The 18,800-nt window shown below is 72.8% G+C and carries 13 protein-coding genes; 8 read left to right on the top strand and 5 right to left on the bottom strand.

All coding sequences use genetic code 11. The annotated features are described in order from the left end of the window. Window positions 1–66: 66 nt before the first annotated feature. The 3 genes from ACQP10_RS07270 to ACQP10_RS07280 all read left to right on the top strand — a co-directional run bounded on the left by ACQP10_RS07270 (window position 67) and on the right by ACQP10_RS07280 (window position 3,381). Window positions 67–1,470: an alkaline phosphatase PhoX gene (locus tag ACQP10_RS07270; RefSeq protein WP_399499890.1), complete on the top strand. Its 1,404-nt coding sequence runs from the start codon at window positions 67–69 to the stop codon at window positions 1,468–1,470. Between the two features lie 317 nt (window positions 1,471–1,787). After that, the gene (locus ACQP10_RS07275; protein WP_346022018.1) at window positions 1,788–2,330 is read left to right on the top strand and encodes an RNA 2'-phosphotransferase; all 543 of its coding nucleotides are present in this window, start codon (window positions 1,788–1,790) and stop codon (window positions 2,328–2,330) included. A 70-nt stretch (window positions 2,331–2,400) separates the two neighbouring features. Next, on the top strand, window positions 2,401–3,381 hold the full coding sequence (locus ACQP10_RS07280) for a carbohydrate kinase family protein (RefSeq protein ID WP_433541096.1): 981 nt from the start codon (window positions 2,401–2,403) through the stop codon (window positions 3,379–3,381). A 41-nt stretch (window positions 3,382–3,422) separates the two neighbouring features. Here the strand turns inward: ACQP10_RS07280 and ACQP10_RS07285 are convergent, their stop codons facing one another. Together ACQP10_RS07285 and ACQP10_RS07290 are read right to left on the bottom strand one after the other, a co-directional pair. Further along, on the bottom strand, window positions 3,423–5,780 hold the full coding sequence (locus ACQP10_RS07285) for a DUF4132 domain-containing protein (protein ID WP_433541097.1): 2,358 nt from the start codon (window positions 5,778–5,780) through the stop codon (window positions 3,423–3,425). 326 nt (window positions 5,781–6,106) lie between these two features. After that, on the bottom strand, window positions 6,107–9,688 hold the full coding sequence (locus ACQP10_RS07290; RefSeq protein ID WP_433541098.1) for a galactose-binding domain-containing protein: 3,582 nt from the start codon (window positions 9,686–9,688) through the stop codon (window positions 6,107–6,109). A gap of 285 nt (window positions 9,689–9,973) precedes the next feature. Between ACQP10_RS07290 and ACQP10_RS07295 the strand changes: the two genes are divergently transcribed. The 5 genes from ACQP10_RS07295 to ACQP10_RS07315 all read left to right on the top strand — a co-directional run bounded on the left by ACQP10_RS07295 (window position 9,974) and on the right by ACQP10_RS07315 (window position 16,316). Beyond that, window positions 9,974–10,966, top strand: a complete 993-nt coding sequence (locus ACQP10_RS07295) for a LacI family DNA-binding transcriptional regulator (protein ID WP_399499886.1) — start codon at window positions 9,974–9,976, stop codon at window positions 10,964–10,966. 299 nt (window positions 10,967–11,265) lie between these two features. Continuing rightward, window positions 11,266–12,654: an ABC transporter substrate-binding protein gene (locus ACQP10_RS07300; RefSeq protein WP_399499885.1), complete on the top strand. Its 1,389-nt coding sequence runs from the start codon at window positions 11,266–11,268 to the stop codon at window positions 12,652–12,654. 155 nt (window positions 12,655–12,809) lie between these two features. Then, window positions 12,810–13,745 (top strand): carbohydrate ABC transporter permease, encoded by a 936-nt coding sequence (locus tag ACQP10_RS07305; RefSeq protein WP_346022023.1) that lies wholly within the window; start codon window positions 12,810–12,812, stop codon window positions 13,743–13,745. Further along, a complete protein-coding gene (locus ACQP10_RS07310) occupies window positions 13,745–14,740 on the top strand; it encodes a carbohydrate ABC transporter permease (protein WP_346022024.1) in 996 nt (331 codons plus the stop codon). Before ACQP10_RS07305 ends, ACQP10_RS07310 begins: the two co-directional genes overlap by 1 nt. A gap of 43 nt (window positions 14,741–14,783) precedes the next feature. After that, the gene (locus ACQP10_RS07315) at window positions 14,784–16,316 is read left to right on the top strand and encodes a glycoside hydrolase family 13 protein (RefSeq protein ID WP_399499883.1); all 1,533 of its coding nucleotides are present in this window, start codon (window positions 14,784–14,786) and stop codon (window positions 16,314–16,316) included. A 143-nt stretch (window positions 16,317–16,459) separates the two neighbouring features. On the opposite strand, the gene ACQP10_RS07320 is transcribed toward ACQP10_RS07315, so the two are convergent. The 3 genes from ACQP10_RS07320 to ACQP10_RS07330 form a co-directional block, all read right to left on the bottom strand. Then, window positions 16,460–16,807, bottom strand: a complete 348-nt coding sequence (locus ACQP10_RS07320; RefSeq protein ID WP_189245884.1) for a hypothetical protein — start codon at window positions 16,805–16,807, stop codon at window positions 16,460–16,462. 233 nt (window positions 16,808–17,040) lie between these two features. After that, window positions 17,041–17,646: a response regulator transcription factor gene (locus ACQP10_RS07325; RefSeq protein ID WP_179819289.1), complete on the bottom strand. Its 606-nt coding sequence runs from the start codon at window positions 17,644–17,646 to the stop codon at window positions 17,041–17,043. Beyond that, window positions 17,643–18,779: a sensor histidine kinase gene (locus ACQP10_RS07330; RefSeq protein ID WP_399499881.1), complete on the bottom strand. Its 1,137-nt coding sequence runs from the start codon at window positions 18,777–18,779 to the stop codon at window positions 17,643–17,645. The genes ACQP10_RS07325 and ACQP10_RS07330 overlap by 4 nt, the downstream gene beginning before the upstream one ends. Window positions 18,780–18,800: the final 21 nt, after the last annotated feature.

The following is an 18,800-nucleotide window of genomic DNA, read 5'->3' on the forward strand; positions in this document are numbered from 1 at the left end:
ACAAGGGTGTTTCCTGCACATAGTTGGGTCTATCGGTGTCAGCGTTCCAAACTGGAGGCGATATCCGTGTCCTCACCCGTTTCCCGCCGCAACTTCCTTCGTAGCAGCGCCGCAGGCGGCCTCGGCATCGTGTTCGCCGGCAGCATCGAGGCGATCGCCGGCCCCGCGGTGTTCGCGGCGACGCGGCCCGCGCTGGGGTACGGCCCGCTCGTCGACGACCCGGCCGGTCTGCTGGCCCTGCCCGCGGGCTTCTCCTACAAGATCGTCGCTCAGGCCGGTGTGACGAGGCTGGAGACGGGTGAGCCGACGCCCAGCGACCCCGACGGCACCGGAGCCTTCCCCCACGGCCGCGGCACCACCCTGGTGAACAACCACGAGGTCGGCGGCGGCGAGCCGTACCGGGTGCCGGCCCTGCCCGGCCTCACCTACGACCCGGGCGCCGGCGGCGGCACGACCAACATCGACGTGGACGTCCGGGGCGACCGCGTCCGGGAGTACGTCAGCCTGGCCGGCACGCACAACAACTGCGCCGGCGGCAAGACCCCGTGGAACACCTGGCTGACCTGCGAGGAGACCGAGCAGAGGGCCGGCGGGCAGTACCAGAAGGACCACGGCTACGTCTTCGAGGTCGACCCCTTCGACCGCGACGCCAACCAGAACCCGGTGCCGCTGAAGTTCCTCGGCCGCTACTCGCACGAGGCCGTCGCCGTCGACCCGCGGAACTTCACGATCTACGAGACCGAGGACGCCTCCGGTCCCAACGGCCTGTACTACCGCTGGACCCCGCCCGCGCACTTCCGGGGCGGCAAGGGCGCGCTCAAGGCCCTGGCCCAGAGCGAGGGCGGCGACACCGCGGGCACCCTGGAGGCGATGAGCTGCTACCACGGCTCCGAGCACATCCAGGACCTGTCGCAGGCCACCCGGCCGGGCACCCGCTACCGGGTCCGGTGGGTCCCGGTGCCCGACCGCGACGCCCGCAGCGTCTCGACGCGCAAGCAGTTCGCCGACGACCAGGTCACCCGCAGCCGCAAGCTGGAGGGTGCCTGGTGGGCCGACGGCGGCGCGTACTTCGTGGCCAGCTTCGCCCGGCACAGCGACGGCAGCGTCAACGAGCACGACGGCCAGGTGTGGTTCTACGACCCCAAGTCCCAGACGGTCACGCTGAAGACCATCTTCGGCGTCAACACCGACCCCGACGAGGACGGCGCCTTCGACGGGCCGGACAACATCACGGTCTCGCCGTACGGCGGGGTCATCCTGGCCGAGGACGGCGAGGGCGTCCAGCACCTGGTGGGCGTCACCGACCAGGGCAAGTCCTACCCGATGGCCCGCAACGATCTCAACGACAGCGAGTTCACCGGCCCGACCTTCAGTCAGGACGGCAGGATCCTGTTCGCCTGCATCCAGACCCCGGGCCACGTCTTCTCGATCACCGGCCCGTGGGGCCGCCCCGGCAACGGCGCGCACTGACGTACGGCGAGAGCCGGGCGGCGCCGTCCACCGGGGCGCCGGCCGGCCGCGCGGTGTTCGACGGTGAGGCGGAACGGCCCGCCGCGTCCTCCCCCTCGGGAGACGCGGCGGGCCGTTCCGGCGTCCGGCGACGTCCAGCGGCCTCCGGCAGTGTCCGGCGGCGTCCTGCGGCCTTCGGCGGCTTCCGGCGGCTCCCGCGAGGCGGGAATCCCCGTTCCTCTATCCCGGGCGGATCGTGAAACAGTGAGCACAGACGGCGCGGAGGAGAGCGGATCTTCCAGTCGTGTGACGGCCACGGGCGGCCGGGAGGGGACGCGATGGACGAGAGCCGGATGGTGCGCGTTTCCAAATACCTCGCCAAGCACCTGCGGCACCGGCCCGAGCGGATCGGCATCGAGCTGGACGAGCACGGCTGGGTGGAGATCGAGACGCTGCTGGCCGCCGCGGCCGGGCACGGCTTCCCGATCTCCCGGGCGGAGCTGGAGCAGGTCGTCGCGGACAACGACAAACGCCGGTACGCGATCGAGGGCGGACGGATCCGCGCCAGCCAGGGCCACTCGGTGCCGGTGGACCTCGGTCTGCCCGAGGTGGAGCCGCCCCCTATCCTCTACCACGGCACCGTGGGGACGAACCTCGCCGCGATCCGCGCCGAGGGGCTGCGGCCGATGGGCCGCCACCACGTCCACCTGTCACCCGACCGCCGGACGGCGGAGAAGGTGGGGGCCCGGCGCGGCAGGCCGGTCGTCCTCGTCGTGGACGCCGCCGCCATGCACGCCGCCGGGCACGTCTTCCACCTCAGCGCCAACGGCGTCTGGCTGGCCGGGCACGTCCCGCCGGCCTTCATCCGCCTCCCCGGATGACCTGCGGCCCTTCTCCCGTGAAGACCGCCGGAGTTCCGGAGACCGAGAGGCCCGACCGAAGAGGAGGCACATGACCACCCCAGCCGAGGGGACGAGGACGACCGGCCCGGCCGTGGCCGTCGTCGGCGAGTGCGTCGCCGACGCCTTCGCCGACCCCGGAGCGTCCCGGCGGGGAGAACTCGCGCTGCGCGTCATCCCCGGCGGCGGCCCGGCCAACGCCGCGGTCGCGCTCGCCCGGCTCGGCACCCCCGCCCGCTACCTGGGCAGGATCTCCGCGGACCCGTTCGGCCGCCTCTTCCACGAGCGCCTGACCGCCTCCGGCGTCGACCTGTCCGGCGTCGTGCGCGCCGCCGAGCCCAGCACACTGGCGGTGGCGACGCTCGACACGGAGGGCCGGGCCGAGTACTCCTTCCACGCCGAGGGCACCGCCGACTGGCAGTGGACGGCGGAGGAACTCACCACCCGCGACCTCGGCGGGGTCGCGGCGGTGCACACCGGCTCCCTGGCCCTGGTCATGGCGCCCGGCGCCGCGCGGATCGAGGAGTTCCTGGCCGGCGCCCGCGCCGGAGCCACGATCTCCATCGACCCGAACGTCCGTCCCGGGCTCGTCGATCCGGCGGTCTACCGGGCCCGCCTGCCCCGCTGGGCGGCGCTCGCCGACATCGTCAAGGTGAGCGAGGAGGACCTCGACCACCTCGGCGACTTCGACGGGTTCCGCGAGGAGTGCCACGCGGCCGGCGCCAGGCTCGTCCTGCTCACCCGGGGCGCGGACGGCGTGACCGCCTCCCTCGACGGCGTACGGCTCGCGGTGCCCGCCCCCGCGGTGAACGTGGCCGACACCGTCGGGGCGGGGGACGCCTTCACGGCCGGCCTGCTGCACCGGCTGGGCGCCCGGGGCCTCCTCGGCGGACGCCTGACCGGCCTCACCGCCGGCGACCTGTCCGACGCCCTCGCCTTCGCGGTCCGCGTCGCCGCCCTCACCTGCGAGGTCGCGGGCGCCAACCCGCCCTGGCACCACCAGCTGACCGACCCCGCACCGCTCACCCCGTAACCGAACCGGGACGCCCCGGCCGCCGAGCGGCCGTCGCGGGTTCAGCCCTTGAGCTGGCGGAGGATCGACTCGTCGGTGATGTCGGTGTCGTGGGCCAGGAGGAACGCCTTGCTGAGGATGAGGGCGAGGCGGCCGTCGTCCTCGAAGGGCAGGAACAGGCCCTTCCCGGCGGCGGGCGCGGCGACGACGCACAGGTAGACGTCGCCGGGTTCCATGAGGATGTTGGCGCTGCCGAGGTGGATCCGGTAGGTGCGCAGGTCGCCGCGGACGACGAGGTGGCGGTCGGTGAGGGTGCACCGGCCGGCGATGGCGGTGCGGGGGAGCAGGCGGGCGAGGGCGTCGCGGCGGACCTCCGCGGACGGGGACAGGGGAGCCGAGGACGCCGCGTGGCGGTAGTCGCGGTGGCCGTCGTCGTCGCCGGTCCAGGTGGGGTCGGTGGCGATGGAGGTCAGGGCGACGAACAGGTCCACGTCGCGCATGGCCTCGCTGAACACCAGCGGCGGCACCTCGGGGAGCGGCGCCTCGCACCACTCGCCGGAGACCTTCCGGTGGAAGCGGATCCGGCCGGTGACCGCGCGCTCCTCGGTCTCCCCGTAGAGGTAGGAGTGGAGGAGGGAGACCCGCCACCGGCCCCCGGCGAGCACCCGCCGGGCCTCGTCCTCCCCGCCACCGTCCCAGGGGCCGAGCATGGACGACGTCCAGCCGCGCTGCCTGAACAGGGCGTACAGCGTGCGGTACGCCACGACGTGGGCCGCGAAGCGGGCGGAGTGGAAGCGGGCGGTCTCCTCGGCGGGGGTGAGCAGGTAGACCTCGCGGAACGCCTGCTTGAACGGCTGGCGGATCCTCTCCCCGGTCACCCGGTCGCGCCAGGCCGTCACCTCCGCGAGCGGGGCGCGGGCCGGGTGCCACAGCCGCACCGGGGTGTCGGGCGGCGGCGCGGCCACCGGTTCTCCCGCCGCGTCGCGGGGCTCGGCGCCCATCATGCTCCGCCACCGCCCGGGGGAGTGCTCGAACTCCCAGATGAGGCGGCCGGCGACGGCCCCGGTGATCGGATGGTCGGCGATCTCGGCCCGCCACCTGGCGTAGGGGTGGACGGTCTCGCCGGGGTAGCCGCCCTCCAGTGCGCGGACGAGGGTGGTCAGCTGCCGCCGGACCTGCTGGACCTGCTCGCGCAGGTGCTTCACCTCGTCGGGGTGGTCGCGGCGGACCGCCGCCGGGACGCTCCTGAACCGCTTCTCGCCCCGCTGCCAGGTCAGCTCGACGTCGTCGCCGATCGTGATCACGCCCGTGTGCTCGCCGGCCGGCACGCGGAGCACCCCGCCGGGGCCGAAGCCGAGGTCCGGCATCCGGAAGGCCACCTCGACCCGGTCGGCCAGCGCGCGGTCGATCCGCTTGAGCATGCGGTCGAGCTGCCTGGGCACGCCCGCGTGCCGCGTCGCCCCGCGCGCGGCGCGCAGCGCGGTGACCGCCTCGGGGGTCGGGAAGTCCTCGACGGCCCGGGCGATCTCGTACAGCAGCGCCTGGGACGGCAGGGTCCGCGCCGGGCCGGGGGCGACCGCGACCCCGGTCAGCAGCGGGGTGAGCAGGCCCGGCAGCCACTCCTCGTCACGGGCCAGGGCCAGCCGTACGGCGCGGCCGAGCGCCTCGGTCTCCGACGCCTCGAACGCGCGGTCGGCGCGGTAGGGGATCTCGCCCGCGTGGATCGCGGCGACCCGGGCGGCGGCGGTCTCCAGGGCCGTGCGGGCGAAGGCGGTGTACCTGGGGATGTCCGCCAGCCGTTCCCAGACGCCGGGCAGCGGCGGCGGGGAGCCGTACGACCTGTTCCGCAGGGTCTCCAGGAACAGCGCCCGGTGCCCGGCGTCCCAGCTCGCGAGCAGGCGGAGCTCGTCGGCGCCGATCGGGCCCCGGCCCGCCTCGATCGTTCCGGTCACCTCCGCGCCGAGTCCGTCGTCACCTCGCCCGTCGCATCCGGCGAGCCCCGCGACGGCCAGCAGCGCGTACGGCTGGTCGGTCCGGCCGGCGTCCAGCAGGAACCGCACCAGCGTCCGGGCGGGGGCCGCGAGTGCGGCGAGGGGCGGCCCGTCCGGGCAGCGCACCAGCGAGGCGGCGCCGAGGTGCAGGTCGGCCCATTTGCGGGTGGCCAGCCCGTCGACCAGCGCCGCGAACAGCTCGGCGCAGGACTCGGGGGTGAACGCCGGCTGGCGCTCCCGGGCCTCGTCCTCCACCATGAACCTCGCCGACGTCCCGGCGGGGGTCGCGGGGGCGCGGTAGGCGAAGGGCAGCAGGGCCCCCAGGTCGTGGGGGCCGAGCTCGGCGCGGCCGGGCCAGGTGGCCGGGTACTCCGCGGCCGGGTCGGTCATGAGTGCGAGCAGCCGGCGGGCGGCGGGGGAGAGCTCCATCCGGGGCGATCCTCGGTCTGATGGTGGGGGCCGGTGACCCCGGCGCGGGCGGCCGGGGACGCGCGGCCGTACCGGGGCCGGGCGGTCGCGTCCGGCCCCGGCGGTCGGGTGACCGCCGGGGCGTCCGCGGCCGCCCGGTCCGCGGCGGGTTCGCGCGTGCCGCGATCCTGCCGGGTCCCACCGACAGAAACCCGGCGGGGGACCGCCGGAGGATCGGGGAGGACCGGCTGAGGGCCGCCGGGGGGCCGAGGGGGACCGGCGGGGGACCGGCCCCGGCGGAAGGCCGCCGGGGCCGGTGGGCCGGTCCGATGAACCGGTTCGGTGGATCAGTTGACGGTGATGGTGAACGTCGAGGTCGTGTTCCTGATGTTCACGGCGTTGTCGCTCATCCTCAGGTTGTTGAAGGTCACCGACCCCACGGCCGGTCCCTGGTCGGGTTCGGGCAGCTCGTTGGCCCAGACGGCGAAGCCGGACTTGGCGTCGTAGGCGTCACCGCTCCGGTGGGCGCCGGTGATCGAGATGTTCGTGAAGACGGTGTCCTTGACCGGGTTCAGCGGCCTGCCTCCCGAGTAGCCGGTCTGGAACATGATGCCGTGGTAGGTGGGGTCGACGATGTCGACGTTGCTGACCCGGATGCCCTGGAACACCTTCGAGGCGGAGAAGACCCAGATGCCGGGGAAGGTCTGCGCCCCCCAGAAGTGGCCGCCGGCCCGGACGATCGAGATGTTGTCGAATCTGGTGGGCGGGTCGGCCCCGAAGCCGTTCATCGGGTAGCCGAAGTCGAGCGAGCTGATCGTGATGCCGGAGTAGACGAGCGTGTCGGCGATGTAGATGTTGCGGAAGACGTTGTCGTAGCCCCCGTACACCGCGATGCCGGCGGCGCGCCAGGGGAGGATCGCGGTCAGGTTCTCGTAGACGTTGCCCTTCATGTCGGCCCCGCCCGCGTCGATGGCCGAGAAGAGGGCGAAGCTGTCGTCGCCGGTGGAGCGGGCCGCGTTGTTGCTGACGAGGTTGTCCGTGCTGCCGTTGGTCATGTTGACGCCGTCGGCGAACATGTCGCGGATGCGGGAGTTCCTGATCGTCATCCGGTCGGTGTTGGCGCCCCAGTAGAGGCAGACCAGGTGCTCGCTCCAGATGCCGTCGATGACGATGTCGGAGACGTTCTGGAAGTCGAACACCTTGCCGGGGCCGTCGATGCGGGAGGTGTAGTTGCCGAAGTAGGCGAAGCCGGTGAAGGCCGAGCCGTTGGCGGAGGACTCGGCGCGGAAGCCGACGTCGGTGTTCTCCTGCGTGACGGGGGCGCGGAACCGGGTGTACCAGGGGCCCGCGCCGACGACCTTGACGGGCTTGCCGTACACCTGGAACTTCTGCGCGGTCTGGTAGTCGCCCGGCGGCAGGTAGACGCCCAGCCACCCGGTCTCCATCCGCGCCCTGTCCAGGGCGTTCTGCACGTCCTGGTGGGTGAACCCGGACGGGACGACGTACCGCGCGGGGTCGGGGTTGGGGACCGGCGCGACCTGCTCGGTGTCGATGAAGTCGATCGCGTAGGTGGTGGTGTTGGCCGTGCCCTTCTGCAGCCTGATCCTGCTGCCCTTCGGGACGGTCGAGTTGAGCATCATGTTGGCCTCGTCGTAGATGTGCCGGGGGCCGCCCATGGACGGGGAGTTCCCGGGGCTCGCCTCGGGGCCGTACAGCCAGGCGTACTTCGAGGTCAGGCTGAGCGCCTTGTGGAAGACGCCGTCGACGTAGACGTCGAGGGTGGCGTCGATGCCGCCGCCGCCCGGCGCGTCCGGGATGGAGAACCGGGTGACGAGGGTGTTGGTCGGGGCCCTGGTGGTGAACTCGACGTAGGCGCCGGTGGTCGCGAGTTTCACCGCCCTGCGGCCGGACGCCTCGCCGGCCAGGTCGCCGACGGTCCTGTTGGGTCCGACGACGGTCGCGCCGCCGCCGATCGAGGCGTCCTCCGCCTCGTAGGTGTCGTAGGGCATGTTCGCGCCGCGGCCGATGAACAGGGGGGTCGTCACGGTGTTGTCGTCCCGCTTCACCGGAAGCTCGCCGGCGTCGGCCGCGACCTCCGTCCGGACCGTGTACCGGCCGTTCGCCGCCGTCCACGTTCCGAGGCTCACCGGGGCGGTGGTGGCTCCCGCGGCGATCGCGCCGCTGTACGAGCCGGTCAGGGTGCGCACCGCCGTCCCGGCGTCGTTGAGCACGGTGAGCGTGATGGCGTGGCCGCCGCCCGCGGACGCGATGTTGCCCTTGTTCCGGATCGCCACGGAGAAGGTCACCGTGGCGCCGCTCGCCGGGTTGCCCGGGGTCCAGCTCGCCACCGGTGTCAGGTCGGAGCTGTCGACCGGCTTGACGACCAGCGGGGAGGAGGAGGTGAGCGCGTTGTTCAGCTCGTTCTGCTCGGCGACCGCGTCGGCCTCGTCGACCTTGGCGGTCACCGGGTAGGAGCCGGCGTCCCACCGGCCGGCGGACGCCGAGACCTCCGCGGAGGCGCCGGCCGCCAGTGCGGCCAGCGGGGCGGAGCCGACCTTGGTGGCGCCGAAGTAGAAGTTCACGCCGGTCGCGCCGGAGGCGCGGTTACCGGAGTTGCGGACGGTGGCCCGCAACGTGACGGTGTCGCTCTCCGTCGGCGACTGGGGCGTCCAGGAGACGGCGGTGACCGTCAGGTCGGGGTTCGGCGCCGGGACGCCGATCACCTGGAACTCTGCGACCTGCCCGCCGGGCGCCCCGGTGTTGGAGGTGAACCTGAGCTGGACGTCGGCGACGTCGCCGCTGACCGGGATCGTCACGGCGTTCCCGGTGGCGGGGTCGAAGGTGTACGGCGCCGCCGCCTTCAGCGTGGTGAGGGAGGAGGCGCTCTGCTCGCGGCCCAGCACCTCGATCGTCTGGGTGCGCCGGCCCCAGACGGGGTCGGGGTTGAGCTTGAGCACGACCGAGGTGACGCTCGCGTTCGCGCCCAGCTTCACCGTGAGCGTGGCGGGATAGGCGCCGGGCGCGGACTCCCAGTAGGTGGCCGTGTCGTTGTCGACCGCGTTGGCCGCGACGAAGGTGTGGACGTAGGAGGAGCCGCTGACCTGCTTGCCCACGGCCAGGTTGGAGCCGGCGCCGCTGCCGGTGCGGGTGACGGCGTTGCTCGGGGCCGACCGGTTGCCGGCCGCGTCCTTCGCCCGGACCCGGTAGGTGACGGTGGCGTTGGCAGGCTGGGTGTCGGTGTGGGTGAGGACGTCGCCCGCGACGGTGGCGCGCAGGGCGTCGTCGGCGTAGATCTCGTAGCCGGTGACGCCGACGTTGTCGGTGGAGGCGGTCCAGGTCAGTTTGATCTGGCCGGCGGCGGGTTCGGTGTAGGCGAGGTTGCCGGGCGCGGTGGGCGCCTGGGTGTCGCCGGCGGCGCCGCCGTACACCTCCAGCTCGGAGACCTGCGCCGCGGGCCACCCGGTGTTGGCCGTCATGTTCAGCCGGACGTAGCGGGTGACGGTGGCGGGGAGGTCGACGGTGACCGTGTTGCCGGAGCCGGGGTCGAAGGCGCGCGTCGTGGGGCCGGTGATCGTGGTGTAGGCGGTGCCGTCGGTGCTGCCCTGCACCGAGAACGTCTGCGTGCGCGGCTCCCAGCCGGGCGGGAGCTTCACCACGACCCGGTCGACGCTCGTGTTCGTGCCCAGGTCGACCCGGATCCACTGCGGGAAGGCGTGTGACGGGCTCTCCCAGTAGGTGGACGGGTTGCCGTCGGTCGCGTTGCCGGCGACATAGACGTCGGTGTGCCCGCTGGCGGTGACGGCCTTGCCCGCCGCCAGGTTCGGGCCGGCCGCGGCCGCGGCGGGGAGGGGTGGTCCGGTGACGATCAGGAGGCCGAAGGCGGCCAACGCCGCGATCAGCCGGAGTAGTGTGGCGCGCTTGTGTCTCATCCGTTCCTCTGTCTCATGGCTGGAACGTCGGGGGGTGCCGGGATCGGGGGTGCGTGCCCTTCGTCGGGTTGGATGGCTGAACCGTAAAATGACAAATCGATGTCTGCAATATTTCGACTGAATTTCGCAATGAATTGACTTCGTGTTCCTGTGCGAAGGTGCGACACCATCGCTGCTCATCCAGGGTTTTCGGGGCGGAGAGCAGCTGACACGGGTCGCAAACGGCTGACGTTCGGGCCCGCAAGCGGCTGCAAATATTTGCTTCAGATGTCGTATGGTTTGCGCATGACGCGACGACTTGCAGAGGTGGCCAGGAAGGTCGGGGTGAGCGAGGCGACGGTCAGTCGCGTGCTCAACGGGAAGCCCGGGGTCTCGGAGACGACCCGGGAGGCGGTGCTGACGGCTCTCGACGTGCTCGGCTACGAGCGGCCCACCCAGCTGCGCGGGGACCGGGCCCGGCTGGTCGGCCTGGTCCTGCCCGAGCTGCAGAACCCCATCTTCCCCGCCTTCGCCGAGGTCGTCGGCGGCGCGCTGGCCCAGCAGGGCTTCACCCCGGTGCTGTGCACGCGGACGGTGGGCGGCGTCTCCGAGGCGGAGTACGTCGACCTGTTGTTGCAGCAGCAGGTGTCGGGCGTGGTCTTCGCCGGCGGCCTGTACGCCCAGGCCGACGCCTCGCACGCGCACTACGAGCTGATCCTGGAGCGTGGGCTGCCCGCCGTGCTGGTCAACGCGGCCGTCGACCACCTGGGTCTCCCGCAGGTGTCCTGCGACGACAAGGTGGCGGCCGAGATGGCGCTCGGGCACCTGAGGTCCCTGGGCCACGAGCGCGTCGGCATGGTGCTGGGGCCGAAGGACCACATGCCCTCCCGCCGCAAGCTGGAGACCTTCCTCGCCGCCGGCGGGGACCCCGCCCTGGTCGAGCACACGATGTTCTCCCTGGAGGGCGGGCACGCGGCGGCGGCGAGGCTGCTGCGGGCCGGGGTCACCGGCGTGGTCTGCGCCAGCGACCCGCTCGCGCTCGGCGCGATCAGGGCGGCCCGCAGGTCGGGGCTGTCGGTGCCGGCCGACGTGTCGGTGGTCGGGTACGACGACTCCGCCCTGATGAACTGCACCGAGCCGCCGCTGACCACGGTCCGGCAGCCGATCGACGCCATGGGACGGGCGGCGGTGGACCTGCTGGTCGCGCTGATCGGCAAGGCGGCCGTGCCCGCGGACGAGCTGCTCTTCGAGCCGGAGCTGGTGGTGCGGGCCTCCACGGCGAGGCCGGCCGCGGGCTGAGCGCGGCCGCGGACTGAGCGGCGGCCGGGATGAGCGCGGCCGCCGGCCGGGCGTGGCGGTCGGGTTGAGCGCAGCGTGGCCGCGGGCCGAGCGCGGCGGCCGGGACGGCGCGGAAGGGGTGGCCCGATCGGCGGGTCACCCCTTCCGACGTTTCGCACGAGAAACGCGTGACTCAGTCGTTATGTTTCATATTTCTGTCGAAATATTGCATCAAGGTGTCGGGGATCCTATGGTGAGGCCACGCCGGAGCGGACCGTCCGGCTCACTCCTGGCCTCCCCCCAGCAGAAGGGTCAGCTCCATGACGAGATCCGGGTGTCGCAGGCTCCTCGGGCCGCTGCTCGCGAGCGCCCTAGTCCTCGCGGCGTCGGCGTGCGGTTCCGGCGAACCCACCGCGGACGGCGCGCAGCCGTCCGGGTCGGGCTCCGCCGGCGGTCCCGTGTCGATCACGGTCAACTGCATGCCGCCGAAGACCAACAAGGCGCAGCGCACGACCTACGAGGAGGACCTCGCGGCGTTCCGGAAGCTCAACCCGGACATCAACATCGAGAAGGTGACCGACGCCTTCCCCTGCTACGAGCCGCGGACGTTCGAGGCGAAACTGGCCGGCGGCCAGCTTGAGACGGTCTTCTTCGTCAACTTCCCCAACGTCGGGCGACTGGTGGCCGCCGGCCAGGCCGCCGACCTCACGCCGTACGTCGGGGAGCTGAAGACGTTCAAGGACTACAACGCCTCCCTCGACATCTTCAAGAAGGACGGCAAGGTCTACGGCCTGCCCACCGACGGCTACGGCATGGGCCTGGTCTACAACCGCGACGTGTTCACCAAGGCCGGCCTCGACCCGGCCAACCCGCCGAAGACCTGGGCCGAGGTCCGGGAGGCGGCCAAGAAGATCTCCGCCCTCGGTCCCGGCTACGTCGGCTTCGGCGAGTACAGCGGCAACAACGTCGGCGGCTGGCACTTCACCGCCTCCCTCTACGGCCGCGGGGGCGACGTCGTCACCCCCGACGGCAAGCAGGCCGCCTTCAACAGCCCCGAGGGCGTGGCGGTGCTGGAGAACCTCAAGCAGATGCGCTGGACCGACGACAGCATGGGCTCCCGCCTCTACATCGACTGGCCCGCGCTGATGAAGGCGATGGCCGGCGGCAGGATGGGCATGATGCTCGGCGCCCCCGACGTGCTGATCTCACTGCGCAACGACTTCCAGGCGAAGTTCGAGAACTACGCCGTCGCCGCGCAGCCCGAGGCCAAGGCGCTGTTCAACGGCGGCGCCGGATACATGATCAACCCCAAGGCCACGCCCGAGCAGATCAGGGCCGGCCTGAAGTGGATCGAGTACGAGTTCCTCACCCCCGGCAAGGGCCAGCTCGACTACGTGCGCGCCAAGGGCGCGAACCTGACGGTCGGCCAGCCGTACCCGGACCTGTACGGCGCCGACACCCCCTCCGGCCAGGAGGTCCTGCGGCTGCGCTCCGAGAACGCCAACGTCGCGCCCGAGCAGTTCGCGCTCTGGGTGCAGGGCTCCAAGGGCATCCCGCCCAAGGCCGAGCCGGGGCCGTACGCCCAGGAGATCTACGCCATCCTCGACACCCCGATGTCCGCGGTGCTGACGAGGCGGGACGCCGACCCCGCCAAGCTGCTCGCCGACGCCGAGGCGAAGGTCAACGCCCTGCTGGCGAAGAAGGGCTGACCCGGCGGCGCGGGCCGGGGCGCCGGTACGGCGGGCGTCCCGGCCCGCGCCGTGAGGCGGAGGGCCGGTACGGCAGGCGCCCCGGCCCGTGCCGGGCCCCTCGGCCGGGCCGGAGCGAAACGAGCGGACCGCGGAGAGCGCGGGGCGGAGGACCGATGACCACTGTGACCATGCGAGGCCCGCGACGGGGAGACGACCCGGGACGGCGACGGAACCAGCGGCGGCGGCTCGCCGTACGGCGGAACGTCACCGCCTACGGGTTCCTCTGCGGAGCGCTGATCTGCTTCGCGTTCTTCTCCTGGTACCCCATGGTCCGGGAGGTCGTGCTCAGCTTCCAGCGGACCAACTTCGTCGACGCGCCCGTCTGGGTGGGACTGGAGAACTTCGTCACGGTCGTCCAGGACGCGGCCTTCGGGCCCGCCTGGAAGAACACCGTGGCGTTCACCGTGCTCGCACTGGTCCTCGGCTACGGCGTCCCGTTCGTCGCCGCCCTGGTGCTCAACGAGCTGCGTCACGCCCGCGCCTACCTGAGGCTCGTCGTCTACCTCCCGGTGATGCTGCCCCCGGCCGTCGGCGTGCTGCTCTTCCAGTGGTTCTACGAGCCGGAGTCCGGCCTGTTCAACCAGGTGCTCGGCTTCCTGCACCTGCCGCCCCTCGACTGGCTGAACAGCACCGACACCGCGCTCGTCTCGCTCGTCATCGTCTCCACCTGGATGAACCTCGGCAGCGGCACGCTCATCTACCTCGCCGCGTTGCAGACCATCCCCGGCGAGCTGTACGAGGCGGCCGAACTCGACGGCGCCGGCCTCTTCCGGCGGATCCGGCACATCACGATCCCGCAGACCAAACTGATCCTGCTGGTCATGCTCCTGCTGCAGATCGTCGCCACCATGCAGGTCTTCATCGAGCCCTACCTGCTCACCGGGGGCGGCCCGGAGAACTCCACGGTCAGCGTCGTCTACCTCATGTACCAGTACGCCTTCAACTTCGGGAACATCAACGGCGGCAACGCGCTCGGCGTGATGCTGATGATCGTCCTGATGGTCTTCTCCGCCGTCTACCTGCGCGTCTCGCGGGAGGACAAGAGCTGATGCCGAACCTCGCCGACCTCACGGCCGTCCCCGGCACCCCCGGCACCACGCCTCCCTCCACGCCCGCCCCGCCCGCGCGCCGCCCGAAGCGGCGGGGACGACGGCCGCGGCGGATCGAGTCGGAGTTCCGCACCGCCGTCTCCCCGCACCGGCTCAACTCGCCCGGGGGCCGGATCGTCTACTGGACCGTCCTCGTCGTGGTCGTGGTGAGCTTCACCGCCGCCTTCGTCTTCCCGCTGTACTGGATGGTCACCGGGGCGATGAAGTCCACCGAGGAACTGGTGCGGATCCCGCCGACGTTCCTGCCGTCGAAGGTCACGTTCGACGCCTACGCCGAGGCGTGGGAGCTGATGGACCTGGGCCGGCTGCTCGGCAACACCGCCCTGTACGCGGGCGGGGCCTGGCTGTTCACGCTGGCGGTCGACGTCACCGCCGCCTACGCCCTGTCCAAGCTGCGGCCGGTGCTCGGCAAGCTGATCCTGGCCATGATGCTGGCCACGCTGATGATCCCGCCGATGGTGATCATGCTGCCGGCCTACCTGACGGTCAAGGACCTGCCGCTCCTCGGCTGGGACCTGCTGAACACGCCGTGGGCGATCTGGCTGCCCGCGGCGGCCAACGGGTTCAACATCTTCCTGCTCAAACGGTTCTTCGACTCGATCCCCCGCGAACTGCTGGAGGCCGCCGAGATCGACGGCGCCACGCCGGGACGCATCCTGTGGTCGATCGTCATCCCGATCTCCCGCCCGATCCTGGGCGTGGTGTCCATCCTGACCGTGGTCAACGCCTGGCGCGACTTCGTCTGGCCGCTGCTGGTGCTGACCGACGACGAGAAGATGTCGGTCAGCGTCGGCATCGCCAACCTGTCGGCGCAGATGCCGCAGAACGTGCTCATCGCCTCGCTGGTGATGGCCAGCGTCCCGACCATCGTGGTCTTCCTCGTCTTCCAGCGCCACATCATGGCCGGCCTCACCGCCGGCGGCCTCAAGGGCTGACGCGGTGACCGGCGAATCCCTACCAGTGAGGAGTCACAGCAGCATGCCGGAAACGTGGTGGCGGGGGGCCGCGATCTACCAGGTCTACCTGCGCAGTTTCGCCGACGGCAACGGTGACGGGACGGGAGACCTGGCGGGTCTGCGCGCCCGCCTGCCGTACCTCGCCGACCTCGGGGTGGACGCCGTCTGGCTCAACCCGTGGTACCCGTCGCCGATGGCCGACGGCGGGTACGACGTGGCCGACTACCGGGGCATCGAACCGGTCTTCGGCACGCTGGCCGAGGCCGAGAGGTTCATCGACGAAGCCCACGGGCTGGGCATCAGGGTCATCATCGACGTGGTGCCCAACCACGGCTCCGACCGGAGCGCGTGGTTCCAGGAGGCGCTGGCCGCCGGGCCCGGCTCACCCGAGCGGGAACGCTTCTGGTTCGCCGACGAGCCCGGCGACTGGCGGTCCATCTTCGGCGGACCGGCCTGGACCCAGGTGCCGGACGGGCAGTGGTACCTCCACCTGTTCGCCCCCGAGCAGCCGGACTTCAACTGGACCAACCCCGAGGTGCGCGAGGAGTTCCGCGACGTGCTGCGCTTCTGGTTCGACCGGGGCGTGGACGGCATCCGCATCGACTCGGCCGCGGTGCTGGTGAAGGACTTCGACGGCGGCGACCCCGACGGCTACACCGACCTCGACGAGGTGCACGAGATCTACCGCGACTGGCGCCGCCTGGCCGACGGGTACGGCGACCGCATGCTGGTCGGCGAGGTGTGGTTCCCCGACCAGGAGCGCTTCGCCCGCTACCTGCGGCCCGACGAGCTGCACACCGCCTTCAACTTCGACTTCCTGGCCTGCCCCTGGGAGCCCGCCGCGCTGCGCCGCTCGATCGAGCAGACTATCGCCACGCACACCCCGCTCGGCGCGCCGCCCACCTGGGTGCTGTCCAACCACGACGTGGCGCGCGTGGTGACCCGGTACGGCAGGGCCGACACGTCCTGGGACCACGGCGACCGCCGGGACGGCGCGCCGTCGGACCTGGGGCTCGGCGGACGCCGGGCCAGGGCCGCCGCTCTGCTGGCCATGGCGCTGCCGGGCGGCGTCTACGTCTACCAGGGCGAGGAGCTCGGCCTGCCCGAGGTCGACGACATCCCCGACGCCCTGCGTCAGGACCCCATGTGGACCCGTTCCGGCCACACCGTGCCGGGCCGGGACGGCTGCCGGGTGCCGCTGCCGTGGTCGGGTGAGAAGCCGCCGTTCGGCTTCGGCGCGGGCGAGCCGTGGCTACCCCAGCCGGAGGAGTGGCGCGCGCTCACCGTGGAGGCCCAGTCGGCCGACCCCGGCTCGATGCTCACCCTCTACCGCGCCGCGCTGCGCATCCGCCGCGACCGGCTCGGCGACGGCACGCTCACCTGGATCGACCTGGGGCCCGGCGTGCTGGCCTTCACCCGCGAGTCGGGGCTCACCTGCGTGACCAACCTCGGCCCCGACCCCGTACGGCTCCCGCCGCACGGGTCGGTCCTGCTGGCCAGCGGCCCACTCGACGGCGCCGCCCTCCCCGCGGACACCACCGCCTGGCTCATCTGAACCGCTCCTCCGGACCGCTCGAGGGGGAGCCTCCGGGAAGCCGGGGCCGACGGCCGAGATCCAGGGACCGGCGGCCGGTGTCCGAGCCGGGGCCGGGGCCGGGGAGGTGAGCCGGCGGCCCGGGGAGGGCCGGCCGGTTCCGTTCAGGACGACCGGCCCACCCGGACGCCGCCGAACACCCCGTAGGCGCGGACGGTGACCACCGGGCCGTCGGGCGCCCCGGCGCCCTGCTCGACGCGGTGGCCGCCGAACAGGTGGAACCCCCCGACCTCGACGCGGACGCCCGCGGGGACGGTGAGCTTCACCCCGCCGGCGAAGGAGACCTTGGTCAGGGTGAACCGGCCGCCGGAGAAGGCGGCGCCGGTGAGGTCGAGGTCGGCCCCGCCGACGGCGGTGACGACGACCAGGTGCTCGGGCAGCCGCTGGGGGCCGCGCTGCTTGACGCCGCCGAGGAGGGAGATCTTCCAGGACTTCGGGGTGGTGTTCGTCATGGTCACCACGCTACGAAGTCATCGATCTCCTGATAAGTGCCGCGGATCGTGATCTCACCCAGGACGGTCGTCACACCCCGGCCCCGGCCGTCCGGCCCGGGTCGCGTGAACGGTCTCCCGCGCGACCGGGTCGCGCGGACCGGCCTCCCGCGCGACCCGGCCGCGACCCGGCCGCGCGGACCGGCCTCCCGGGGCCGGGGCTCCGCGACCGGCTCGCGCCGTCCGGCCGGACGTCAGAGCCAGCCCTTGGAGACGGCGATGTCGATGGCCTCGGTCCTGGTCCGGGCTCCGAGCTTCTGGATCGCCGCCGACAGGTGGTTGCGGACGGTCCCCGGCGACAGGTGCAGGTCACGGCCGATGTCGGCGATGGTGCCGTGGGCGCGGGCGGCGGCCAGGACGTCCTTCTCCCGCGGGGTGAGCGGGCTGGCGCCCTCGCTCAGCGCCGCCACGGCCAGCGCCGGATCGACCACCTGGCCGCCCGCGGCGACCTTCCGGATGCCCGCGGCCAGCTCGGCGACGGGCGCGTCCTTGAGGAGGAAGCCGCGGGCCCCGGCGGCCATCGCCGCGTGCAGGTAACCCGGCCGGCCGAAGGTCGTCACGATCACGACCCTCGTCTCCGGCACGGCCGAGCGGAGTCTGCGGGCGGCCTCCAGCCCGTCCATGCCGGGCATCTCGATGTCGAGCAGCGCCACGTCGGGCCGGAGGCGCTCGCACGCGGCGACGACCTCGTCCCCGCGGGAGACGTCGCCGACCACCTCCAGGTCGGCCTCCAGTCCCAGCAGGGCGGCCATCGCGCCGCGGAACATGGTCTGGTCCTCGGCGAGGAACACCCGGATCAACCCGTCACCTCCACTCGCAGCCGGAAGCCGCCCCCGTCGCGCCTGCCCGCGGTCAGGGAACCGCCCAGGGCGCGGGCCCGCTCGCTCAGCCCGGCCAGGCCGTTGCCCGGCCGGCCGTCGTCGCGGTCCCGTACGGCGCCGTCGTCGGCGACCTCGACCGCGATCCCGCCAGCGATCCCGGCGGCGTCCCCGGGGTCCCCGGTCACCGTGATCCAGCAGTTGGCGGCGCCGCTGTGCCGCAGCACGTTGGTGATGCCCTCCCGGACCGTCCAGGCCAGCAGGCCCTCGACGGCCACCGGCAGGTCCCAGGATTCCGGGCTGGTCACCTCGCAGCGGATGCCGGCGGCCCGGGCGGCCTGGACCGCCGACGACAGCTCGGCCGCCAGCGTCGGCTGCCGGTAGCCGGTGACCGCCTGCCGTACCTCCGACAGGGCGCGGCGCACGATGGCGTCGATGTCCTTCAGCTCGCCGTCGGCGCGACCGGTGTCGATCGGCAGCAGGCGGCGGGCCAGCTCGGTCTTCACGGCCACCACCGACAGGCTGTGCCCGACCAGGTCGTGCAGGTCGCGGGCGATGCGGTTGCGCTCCTCGACGACCGCCAGCCGGGCCAGCTCCTGCTTGGTCTCCCGCAGCTCGGTCATCAGCTCCGAGGCGTGCCGGGCCTGGACGGCGAAGAAGCCGGCGAGCGCGACGAACCCGCCCAGCACCAGGGCCAGCCCGGCGTCCCCGCCGCCGGCGAAGGCCAGCAGGCCCGCCGACAGCCCGAGCCCCACGACGTACGGCTGGGCCCGCCGCGGCGGCCCCCACCCGGCGGCGGTGCTGGCCCACGCGGCGGTCGCCGCCCACCAGGGACCGGCCACGAAGGCGAGCAGGAGCGGGATCGCGGCCAGCGCCGCGAACCGCGGCCACCACGCCTTCGGCTCGGCGGCGGAGCGGACCGTCAGCCCCAGCAGGGCCAGCAGCACCCCGAGGGCGATCGCGGCGGCCGTCGGCCACGCCGGGGTGCCGGCGGCCACCTGGGCGGCCGAGGCCCAGACCGTGACGGCGACCAGCAGCAGGAGCCGGGAGCGGTCCCGGGCCGACCACAGGCGGGTGATCCGGCCCTCGTCCTCGGCGTCCGGGAGCCCGTCCATACCCGAAGACCCGGCGGGCCG

Source organism: Streptosporangium sandarakinum (genome assembly GCF_050942225.1).
Lineage (GTDB): Bacteria > Actinomycetota > Actinomycetes > Streptosporangiales > Streptosporangiaceae > Streptosporangium > Streptosporangium nondiastaticum.

What these genes read in the sequence shown, in the direction of transcription:
- ACQP10_RS07275 (WP_346022018.1), top strand. Translation starts at nt 1,788, where the DNA reads ATGGACGAGAGCCGGATGGTGCGCGTTTCCAAATACCTCGCCAAGCAC.
- ACQP10_RS07280 (WP_433541096.1), top strand. Translation starts at nt 2,401, where the DNA reads ATGACCACCCCAGCCGAGGGGACGAGGACGACCGGCCCGGCCGTGGCC.
- ACQP10_RS07285 (WP_433541097.1), bottom strand. Translation starts at nt 5,780, where the DNA reads ATGGAGCTCTCCCCCGCCGCCCGCCGGCTGCTCGCACTCATGACCGAC.
- ACQP10_RS07290 (WP_433541098.1), bottom strand. Translation starts at nt 9,688, where the DNA reads ATGAGACACAAGCGCGCCACACTACTCCGGCTGATCGCGGCGTTGGCC.
- ACQP10_RS07295 (WP_399499886.1), top strand. Translation starts at nt 9,974, where the DNA reads ATGACGCGACGACTTGCAGAGGTGGCCAGGAAGGTCGGGGTGAGCGAG.
- ACQP10_RS07300 (WP_399499885.1), top strand. Translation starts at nt 11,266, where the DNA reads ATGACGAGATCCGGGTGTCGCAGGCTCCTCGGGCCGCTGCTCGCGAGC.
- ACQP10_RS07305 (WP_346022023.1), top strand. Translation starts at nt 12,810, where the DNA reads ATGACCACTGTGACCATGCGAGGCCCGCGACGGGGAGACGACCCGGGA.
- ACQP10_RS07310 (WP_346022024.1), top strand. Translation starts at nt 13,745, where the DNA reads ATGCCGAACCTCGCCGACCTCACGGCCGTCCCCGGCACCCCCGGCACC.
- ACQP10_RS07315 (WP_399499883.1), top strand. Translation starts at nt 14,784, where the DNA reads ATGCCGGAAACGTGGTGGCGGGGGGCCGCGATCTACCAGGTCTACCTG.
- ACQP10_RS07320 (WP_189245884.1), bottom strand. Translation starts at nt 16,807, where the DNA reads ATGACGAACACCACCCCGAAGTCCTGGAAGATCTCCCTCCTCGGCGGC.
- ACQP10_RS07330 (WP_399499881.1), bottom strand. Translation starts at nt 18,779, where the DNA reads ATGGACGGGCTCCCGGACGCCGAGGACGAGGGCCGGATCACCCGCCTG.